The following is a 4528-nucleotide window of genomic DNA, read 5'->3' as shown; positions in this document are numbered from 1 at the left end:
AAAGAGTTTCCCTGACTGGTTCCCGCCGCGGGTGGCACGGTGGCAGCACGCTGAGACCTCTGTACCAACAAGTCTGGCAAGCGTAAGCCCGTACGCTATCGGTTCGCGCAGCGTGCTGTAAGCCATGTTGTGTTGACTCAACGAAGATGAGGGTCGGGAGTGCGTCACTGGATTGGAATCACAGGCGCAAGCGGTAGGGCTCTTCCTCAAGTCCACTGGGCAGAGGCGGCGGGAGAATCTCGATCTCGCCCGTGGGCAACGTGCGCAGCACCGTCCCCAATTGGGTCAGTTGTTCCAGAACAAACTGGCGGGTATCCCGGTCGCTGGTGGCGTTAAACACGCTTAGCCAGACATCGAAGCGGGAGCGGCGGCTGAGGGGGCTGCGGGCGATGTTGTCCCCCAGTTGGCGAAAATCGTCACCAGGCAAGCCCACCTGTTCCCGCCAGGCGGCGGCTTGGTAGTAGTCGCGGCGGCCCGCTTCCGCATCCCCCAAAAACATGAAGTTGATCAGGGCGCGATCCACGTAGAGCCGCCAGGCATCGGGGTTGTTTTGGGGGTTAAACTGCTGCAGGCCGCGATCCAAAATCTCGACGGCTTTTTCCGGCTGGCCAGCCCGATAGGCCAACACCAAGCTGGAGAGGCGGTAGCCTAAGAAGAAATTGGGATCCAGCCGCAGCATGTGGTCGAAGTACTCGTAGGCAAGGCCGTAGCCGGTTTGGGCGCGAGCAGGGGCGTCGCCGTAGTACTGGATCAGCTCCAGCCACAGCCAGGAGGCGCCCAGGTTGCGGTAGCCCAGCCAGCCCAGGGTGGTGGCCAGGGCAATGTTGCGGTTTTTGCGGGCCTCGGCATTTTCCAGGGCCTCTAGATTGATCCGCTCCAGCATCGGCACCTGCAGCCGTACCACCAGGATCCCGCACAGCAGCGCCCCGCCCACGGCGGCCAGGGTGCCTGTCAGGGAGAAACGGGAGCGGCGACGGGGCAAAGCAGCAGCAGTCATGGCCAGTTCTCAGCAGATCTCTATTGCTCGGCAGCGCCGCCGCGACCAGCGGCTAGACTCAATCATAGCGATGGCCTTGCTTCTCTCGATCTCCCTTGCACTTTTCCCCTGCCGATGACCAGATCTGCTCTCTCGGCTGCAGACCGGGCCCTCAGCCTCTACGAGGCCCTGCCCTACCCCAATGTGCCCCTCTCCCAGTCGGCCCGCAATGTCTTGGGGGAGATGTTCAAGATGAGCTATACCACCGCCCAGTACCTGCGCACCCACATGCTCGTCCCGTCAGAGGGCAAGGTGATGCTTAACGCCGGCTGTGGCTCCGGCTGGGAGACGCTGATGATGGCGGAGGCCAATCCGGGCGCCCAGATCGTGGCTTGTGATCTGTCGCCGGCTTCCGTCAAGCTCACCGAGGAACGCCTGCGCCGCCACGGCTTCACCGATGTCCAGTGCTACGTCCTCAACGTGCTGGAGCTGGATCGCCTGGGGATCCAGTTCGATTTCATCAGCCTGAACGACGTTCTGTATTTGTTGGCAGATCCCACTGAGGGCTTGCGGGCGATGAAAAAGGTTCTCAAGCCCGAGGGCATTATTCGCGCCAATCTCCACAGCCGCCGCCAACGCCAGGTGTTTCTCCGCCTGCAGGAAGCTTTGCAAAAGGTGGGGCAATTCGACGTCCCGCCAGCAGTAGGCGCCAAGAACGTGCGGGAATTCATGGGATCCCTGCAGGAAGAGGTGGCCAAGGCAGTGCTGTGGAACCCGGCCAACTATACCGAAGACGCCGCCATCCTGAACAACTATCTGCTTGCCAACGACAAGGGATTTACGATCCCCGAGGTGTTTGGCATGTTGCAGCAGGCAGGGTTGGGCTTTTTAAGCCTGGTGGATATGCCCGACTGGTCGGTGGAGTCTCTCTTTAAGCAAGTGCCGGAGTTTGTGCGGCAACGGCTGGAAACCCTCAGCGTTATGGAGCGGCTGCACCTCTACGAGCTGATCCGGCCTGCCCATCGCCTCATCGACTTTTGGGCCGAGCACGCCGGCTCTTCCCTGGTGCTGCCTTGGACGGATGCGGATTGGCTGACGGGATCCGTGCAGTTTAACCCCCTGCTGATGGACAATGCCCGCTTCCACCAGGAGTACAACAAGGCCCTGCAAGAGAACCGCCCCTACGAAATGCAGTGGACAGGGGCCACCCACGGGCGGATCAGCATCCCTGCCGAGAAGGTGAGATGGCTGGCTCCGCTGCTGCAGGGGCCGACTCCGGTGGCAGAGCTGATTCAACGGGTCGTCGAGCTGGGATCCCTGACGAAAGAACAGGCAACCGACGAGGTGTTGACCTTCCTGACGGCGTTGGAAGACTTTCTCTTTGTCATGCTGCAGTAGAGCCGTTTACCCGTTCCCGCTCCAGCCCAGCTCCCCTCTCCCTCTGGGAGAGGGGCTGGGGGTGAGGGCAGTCTCCCTCTGGGAGAGGGGGCGGGGGTGAGGGCAGTGGCCCCAAGCGCCTGAAAGGTGCCTTAATCTGGTTTGAGATGTCGAGAACTGTACGACCCGGATGCCTGCCTGGCCGGCACGTCGTTTCTATGCAGCTCTGCAGCGAGGGCTGACCCAGCCCTTGGATCGCTGGGTAGCCGGGATCACCCTCTGCAACTTGGCGATTGGGGTGATCTTATTTTTGCTGGGCAACCATACGGCCCCCTATGTGCGGGATTTCAACTGGCAACAGCAGCGGGTGGGATCCCAGGAACTGCAGATGGTGCTGACCTTCAACCGCCCTATGGATGCGGACAGCGTTGCGGCCAACTTGGAGATCCAGCCGCCTCTGCCGGGCCGGATGCACAAGCTGGGCCGCCGCTTTTTTTGGACCCTGACAGAGCCAGCCCCCTACGGCCAGACCTACCGGCTGCGCCTAAAGGCCGCCGTGGATGAGCGGGGCCAGCCCATGGTGCGACCTTTTGAGGGGGAGTTTCGCACGCCGGATCGGCAGTTGTTGGGGATCGGCACGGAAGCAGACCAACGGGGGCGGCTGTTCCTCTTTAACCTGGAGACGGGATCCACCACGTTGCTGACGCCAGCCGGGCTGAAGGTCACTCAAATGCAGCCCAGCGCCGATGGCCGCTTTGTCTACTACTTTGCCACCACCACCAGCCTACAACACCAGGATCTGTACCGCCTGGATCTGGAGGATCAGTCTTCCCAGTTGCTGCTGGATCACCAGGGCTACCAAAACCTGCGCTTCCAGGTCTCGCCGACGGGGGAGCTGGTGGTAGCGGAGCGGATCCCCCTGCAACGGGATCCCCTCGCCCCTGTCCAGACGGAGCTGTGGGTCCAGAAAAGGAGACAGGATCCCTTTGAGCGTCTGGAGCTGGACACGGCTTTGGGGGGAGACTTTTTCATCAGCCCTGATGAGAGCAGCTTGCTCATCTCCCAGGGGCAAGGGGTGGGGATTGTGCCCCTGCACCCGCGGGCGGCAGCGGAGAGCTTTTTGGCCCAGTTCGGCCAAACCTTGGCCATCCGTCCCGACGGGGCTTTCGGGGCTTTGCTGCGCTTCAATCCCGACTACACCCGCAGCCTCTTTATCGTCAGCAATACCGGCACCAGCGAGGAGATTTGGGTAACCGAGGGATCCGTTGCCAAAGGAGCTTTCTCGCCGAGGGCGCCTGTTTTTTACAGCTTGGTGAGCGAGGTTGAGGTTACCGGCAATCAGGGCGAGTTGGCGTTGCCGGGCTACAGCGAATCATCCCGCCTGCTGGCAATCGTGTTCAGCAGCGGTGGCGCTGCCCAAGCTGGCAAGATCGCGGAGATGGCTCGGGCCGACTACCCCTTTGAGCTGGACTTCAGCCTTTCTCCGGACGGCCGCCTGTTGGCCTACACGCTTTTGCAGCCCTTGCAAGAGGAGATTCCGGATCCCTGGGCTCCCCTCAGCCGCAGTGGGCAAGCCATCCGGAGCGCGCAAGTGTGGTTGCTGGACTTGCAAGATGGACTGCCGCTCCCCAACAGCCACCGCCGCCTGGCGCTGGGCAGCAGCGCCCTGGCCTGGATCCCTTAGAGAAACGGGGGAGAGCGAGGGGGCGGTAATCCCCCTCGATTCATCGGGGGATCCACGGCCCCCCTGTTCGGTCGTTCCAGCTGGGGTGTCACGGAGTCCACGAACTGAAGCTCGGCGGTAGCTCCTTGCGCGTCTCTTGAAGGGGACGCAGAGGTTGCGCAACTCTTCCCTCCCCCTAGCAAGCCGAGGCTTTCAGTTTGGTTAACGTAAGGTGCGGAATTCCCCACCGTCTATACGGTGGGGAGGGATAGCACCCTCTGACTGATTCTGGTTCTAGGGAGCAAATCATGCCAAAGCCTAGCCCTTCCCAATACACTTTAGTGACCAGTATTTTGTTACAAACACTACGTGCAAGTGAATTCTAAAAACTGCGTCAGCGTCGCTGCTTAGTCTGCCATTCTCGATGCTACACTTACTCTGGCTTCGACTAAGTCACAAAAGGTGACTGAAACTGTACTGGTAATCAGGCGGCAGACCTTTCGGCTGTACCC

Annotated in this window: 3 protein-coding genes; 2 read left to right on the top strand and 1 reads right to left on the bottom strand. The window is 61.1% G+C overall.

The annotated features are described in order from the left end of the window. Positions 1-178: 178 nt before the first annotated feature. Positions 179-997 (bottom strand): hypothetical protein, encoded by an 819-nt coding sequence (locus NW841_RS12005; protein WP_414335874.1) that lies wholly within the window; start codon positions 995-997, stop codon positions 179-181. Positions 998-1111: 114 nt separating this feature from the next. Between NW841_RS12005 and NW841_RS12000 the strand changes: the two genes are divergently transcribed. Continuing rightward, entirely contained in the window at positions 1112-2374 is a 1263-nt protein-coding gene (locus tag NW841_RS12000; protein ID WP_414386568.1) for a class I SAM-dependent methyltransferase, read from the top strand. A gap of 169 nt (positions 2375-2543) precedes the next feature. Then, a complete protein-coding gene (locus NW841_RS11995; RefSeq protein ID WP_414386566.1) occupies positions 2544-4037 on the top strand; it encodes a hypothetical protein in 1494 nt (497 codons plus the stop codon). Positions 4038-4528: the final 491 nt, after the last annotated feature.

Origin of the sequence: Synechococcus sp. H60.3, from assembly GCF_047462295.1 — a bacterium.
Lineage (GTDB): Bacteria > Cyanobacteriota > Cyanobacteriia > Thermostichales > Thermostichaceae > Thermostichus.
Note: the sequence above shows the minus strand (reverse complement) of the source record. Positions and strands in the feature narration are given on the sequence as shown.

Coding starts and splice junctions, on each gene's coding strand:
- NW841_RS12005 (WP_414335874.1), bottom strand. CDS start 997: ATGACTGCTGCTGCTTTGCCCCGTCGCCGCTCCCGTTTCTCCCTGACA.
- NW841_RS12000 (WP_414386568.1), top strand. CDS start 1,112: ATGACCAGATCTGCTCTCTCGGCTGCAGACCGGGCCCTCAGCCTCTAC.
- NW841_RS11995 (WP_414386566.1), top strand. CDS start 2,544: ATGCCTGCCTGGCCGGCACGTCGTTTCTATGCAGCTCTGCAGCGAGGG.